General features: G+C 65.7%; 5 protein-coding genes. 3 read left to right on the forward strand and 2 right to left on the reverse strand.

The annotated features are described in order from the left end of the window. A partial coding sequence (locus tag JOY90_RS18065; RefSeq protein ID WP_291692478.1) for a HisS family protein occupies window positions 1–644 on the reverse strand: 644 nt, incomplete at its 3' end. Window positions 645–807: 163 nt separating this feature from the next. Next, window positions 808–1,953: a branched-chain amino acid aminotransferase gene (locus JOY90_RS18070; RefSeq protein WP_291692479.1), complete on the reverse strand. Its 1,146-nt coding sequence runs from the start codon at window positions 1,951–1,953 to the stop codon at window positions 808–810. Between the two features lie 277 nt (window positions 1,954–2,230). Between JOY90_RS18070 and JOY90_RS18075 the strand changes: the two genes are divergently transcribed. The 3 genes from JOY90_RS18075 to JOY90_RS18085 all read left to right on the forward strand — a co-directional run. Next, window positions 2,231–2,779, forward strand: coding sequence for a MarR family transcriptional regulator (locus tag JOY90_RS18075; protein WP_291692480.1), 549 nt, complete (start codon window positions 2,231–2,233; stop codon window positions 2,777–2,779). After that, window positions 2,776–3,507, forward strand: a complete 732-nt coding sequence (locus JOY90_RS18080; protein ID WP_291692481.1) for a response regulator transcription factor — start codon at window positions 2,776–2,778, stop codon at window positions 3,505–3,507. The genes JOY90_RS18075 and JOY90_RS18080 overlap by 4 nt, the downstream gene beginning before the upstream one ends. Before the next feature lie 16 nt (window positions 3,508–3,523). Then, window positions 3,524–4,844 (forward strand): ATP-binding protein (locus JOY90_RS18085; protein WP_291692482.1); only part of this gene is annotated, 1,321 nt, incomplete at its 3' end.

Raw genomic sequence — 4,844 nt, forward strand, 5'->3', positions numbered from 1 at the left:
ACACCTTCCAAACCGAGGCGATCATATTTGTCGATTGCGCGCAGCACGGTGAGCCGCTTGCCTGCATTCTCATCGCCGCCGAGGCCGATGGATTCCATCACCCCATCGAGCACCTTGCGGTTGTTCACCTTCACCACGTAGCTGCCGCGGGGAATACCGAGCGCCTCCATCGTATCGGCCGCCATCATGCACATCTCGGCATCAGCCGCGGGCGAGGCGCTCCCGACCGTATCCGCATCGAACTGCATGAACTGGCGGAAGCGACCCGGGCCAGGCTTCTCGTTGCGGAACACATAGCCGAAGCGATAGGAGCGATACGGCTTCGGCAGAGTATCGAAATTTTCCGCGACATAGCGCGCGAGCGGCGCGGTGAGGTCGTAGCGCAGCGAGATCCACTGCTCGTCGTCGTCCTGCAGCGAGAACACGCCCTCGTTGGGGCGGTCCTGGTCGGGCAGGAACTTTCCGAGCGCGTCGGTATATTCGAAGGCCGGCGTCTCCACCGGCTCGAAGCCGTAGCGCTCATAGACGGCGCGGATCTTCTCCACCATCTGGCGCGTGGCGTTGATCGCGGCCGGACCGCGATCCTCCAGCCCGCGCGGCAGCCGCGCCTTCAGCTTCTGTGGTTTCTTGGGTTTGTCGGCCATCGGCGCATTGTTTTTCGAATCATAGGGTGGGCTAAGGCGCGAAGCGCTGTGCCCACCATTCCAGGTACGGTGCGAATTGGTGGGCACGGCGCTTGCGCGCCTTAGCCCACCCTACGGCTTCGCTTAGCCCACCCCGGGATCATGCTCAAGGAGAGCCGCCGCGTCAAAACACCTTCCTGATCCACGCGTGCGGGTCGGCCGCGCGGCCGTACTGGATGTCGACCAGCTGCTTGCGCAGCCCCATGGCGACGGGGCCGGCGGCGCCGCCGTTGATGGCAAAATCGCCGTTCACCGAGCACACCTTGCCGATCGGCGAGATCACGGCCGCCGTGCCGCAGGCGAACGCTTCCTTCAGCCGGCCGCTCGCAGCATCCGCGCGCCACTGGTCGATCGTATACGGCTCCTCGCGCACCGGCGTGCCGACATCCCTCGCGAGCGCGATGATCGAATCGCGGGTGATGCCGGGCAGGATCGTGCCGAGCGGCGGCGTGATGAGCGCGCCGTCGTCGAGCACGAAGAAGATGTTCATGCCGCCGAGCTCCTCGATGTAGCGGCGCTCGACCGCGTCGAGGAACACCACCTGGTCGCAGCCATGCTCGATGGCCTCGGCCTGCGCGCGCAGGCTCGCGGCATAATTGCCGCCACATTTCACGGCGCCGGTGCCGCCGATCGCCGCGCGCGTGTAGGTCTCCGAGACCCAGATCGAGACCGGCGCCGGCCCGCCCTTGAAATAGGAGCCGACCGGCGAGGCGATCACGGCGAAGATGTATTCCGCCGACGGCTTCACGCCCAGGAACACCTCGCTCGCGATCATGAACGGCCGCAGATACAGGCTGCCCTCGCCGCCCGGGATCCAGGCGCGGTCGATGCGCACGAGCTGCTCGACCGCCTCGATGAACACTGCCTCGGGCAGCGGCGCCATCGCCATGCGTTCGGCCGAATCCTTCATCCGCCGGGCGTTGGCGTCGGGGCGGAACAGGTTCACGCCGCCGTCCTCGCGCCTGTAGCCCTTGAGCCCCTCGAAAATCTCCTGCGCGTAGTGCAGCACGGCCGTGGCGGCATCGAGCGGGAAATTCGCACGCGATTCGATCCGCGCGTCATGCCAGCCCTTCGCCTGGTTGTAGCGCACGATCGCCATGTGATCGGTGAAAACCCGGCCGAAACCGGGGTCCGCGAGCCTTGCCGCGCGCTCCTGCTCCGGAACGGGATTCGGCGACGGCAGGATGTCGAATTTCACGCCTGGCGCGAGCTTCGTCTCCTTGGGCTGCTTGGCCCGGTCTCGGACAGGTGTATCGAGCGAAACGCCCATGGGTCTTCTCCCGGATTGGCGCGGTTAGCGCCGTTTACTCTCTGGACCTCCGCCTTGCATCAGCTTTTCCACTTGCCGAGGACATGCTTTTGCGGAATGCGGAAGTCCAGTATGTTGCGGCCATGCCGCCCGACAGCCACACGGTCAATCAGTTCGCGGCCGTTACCGCTGGTCATGGCTTCATCGGGCCAATCAGAACCGTCACCGCAGCTAGGAAACGATCTAAAATTTCGTTGCGGCCGATTGTTTTGTAACATTGAACCCAAGAAACGTCAATATGGCTGACATAAATTTCTCGAACCCCTTGCCGAGCGCCGATTCGCGGCCGACCCAGGCGCGCCCCGCGCCGGCGGGCGAGGCCAATTTACGCTGGGATATCATAGAGCTGCTGTTCTTCGCCTACCGGGATTTCGTCGGGGATGCCGACCACGAGCTGGAGGCGTTCGGCTTCGGCCGGGCGCATCATCGGGTGATGCATTTCGTCTGCCGCTATCCCGGACTGAAAGTCGCCGACCTTCTCGACGTATTGCGGATCACTAAGCAGTCGCTCGGGCGCGTGCTCAAGCAATTGCTGGACGAAGGCTATATCGTGCAGAAAACCGGCAACAACGACCGCCGGCAGCGGCTGCTCTATGCGACCGCCAAGGGCGAGGCGCTGGTGGCGAAGCTCGCCACGCTGCAGACGAGGCGAATCGATCGGGCGCTCGAAGGGATCGGACTGGCCGGAGCGGATACCGTGCGCCGATTCCTGCGCGCGATGATCGACCGCGAGGATCCCGACAAGGTGCTCGAGACGATCTTCAACGCCCCCAACCCGAAGGAGTGATCGTGCCGCTTGCAGCCACAGTCGCGCGTACGCCGCCGCAGCCGGCCGATGACGCGCCCCATCTGCTGCTGGTCGACGACGACCGGCGCATCCGCGACCTCTTGTCCCGCTTCCTTGCCAGCGAAGGCTATCGCGTCACAACGGCGAAGAGCGCTGCCGATGCACGTGCCATCTTGCAAGGGCTGCATTTCGATCTCTTGATTCTCGACGTGATGATGCCCGGCGAGACCGGCTTCGACCTTGCCCGCTCCATCCGCCAATCCTCGTCGGTGCCGATCCTGATGCTGACGGCGCGCAGCGAGGCGGAATCCCGCATCGAAGGCCTGCAGATCGGCGCCGACGACTACGTGGCAAAGCCGTTCGAGCCGCGCGAACTGGCGCTGCGGATCGGCAACATCCTCAAGCGCGCGGCGCCGCCGCCCCCGGCGGAGACGCTGGAGCAGGTCGCCTTCGGCCCCTACCTCTTCCATCTCGGCCGCGGCGAGTTGCGCCAGGGCGATGAGATCATCCACCTGACCGACCGCGAGCGCGAGATGCTGCGCATCCTCGCAGCGGCGCCGGGCGAGACCGTGCCGCGCGGCGCGCTGACCGGCAATGGCAGCGTGAACGAGCGCGCGGTCGACGTGCAGATCAACCGCCTGCGGCGCAAGATCGAACGCGACCCGGCCAACCCGCTGTTCCTGCAGGCGGTGCGCGGCATCGGCTATCGCCTGGTCGCCTCGCCATAAGCGGGCCGGCATTCGAATGAGCACGCTCGACACCGGCCTGACCCTGATCCGTAGCGCCTCGCAGCGGATGTCGCGCGCCAATGGCAGGCTCGGCAATGCCTTCAAGGGCTGGATGCCGACGGGGCTCTATGCGCGGGCCCTCCTGATCATGATCGTGCCGATGGTGGTACTGCAGTCGGTGGTGGCGTTCGTGTTCATGGAGCGCAACGCCAACACCGTGATGTGGCACCTGTCGGCGGGCGTGGTGCAGGACATCGCCGGACTGATCGACATCTACAAGACCTACCCGCAGGACAAGGACCGCACCCAGATCAAGCGTATCGCGCAGCAGCGGCTCGGCCTCGTGGTCGATTTCCTGCCGCCCGGCGACCTACCGGCGCCCGGGCCAAAGCCGTTCTTCTCGCTGCTCGACCAGTCGCTCTCCCGGCAGATCGGCTTCAAGATCGGCCGTCCATTCTGGATCGATACGGTCGGCAACTCCAACCTGGTGGAAATCCGGATCCTGCTCGACGATGCGGTGATGCAGGTTTTCGCCCAGCGCAGCGCCGCCTACGCCTCCAATTCGGAAATCTTCCTGTTCTGGATGGTCGGGACCTCCACGATCCTCCTGATCGTCGCGGTGCTGTTCCTGCGCAACCAGATCAAGCCGATCCTGCGGCTCGCGGACGCCGCCGAAAGTTTCGGCAAGGGCCGCGAGGTGCCGAACTTCCGCCCGCGCGGCGCGCGCGAGGTGCGGCGGGCGGCGCACGCCTTCATCGAGATGAGATCGCGCATCGAGCGCGCGATCGAGCAGCGCACCGCCATGCTCGCGGGCGTCTCGCACGACCTGCGCACCATCCTGACCCGCTTCAAGCTCGAGCTCGCGCTGATCGGCGACAGCCCGGAAGTCGACGCCATGCGCAAGGACATCGACGAGATGGCGGGCATGCTCGAGGACTATCTCGCCTTCGCCCGCGGCGACACCGGCGAGAACGCGCAGCCGACCGACATGACCAAGGCGATCGAGGAGCTGCGCAGCGATGCCGAACGCAACGGCCATTGCGCGACGGTGAGCTTTCAGGGCCTCCCGGTCGTCACCGTCAAGCCCGCCTCCTTCAAGCGCTGCCTCGGCAATCTCGTCTCCAATGCCGCGCGCCATGGCGACCGCATCACCATCCACGGCCATCGCGATCACCGCTATCTGAGCATCACCGTGGACGACGACGGCCCCGGCATTCCGCAGGCGATGCGCGAGGAGGTGTTCAAGCCGTTCCTGCGTCTCGACGGCGCGCGCAACCAGGACGAAGGCGGCACTGGCCTCGGCCTCGCGATCGCCCGCGACATCGCGCGCTCGATGC

Origin of the sequence: Bradyrhizobium sp. (genome assembly GCF_019242285.1) — a bacterium.
In the GTDB taxonomy this organism is placed as follows: domain Bacteria; phylum Pseudomonadota; class Alphaproteobacteria; order Rhizobiales; family Xanthobacteraceae; genus Bradyrhizobium.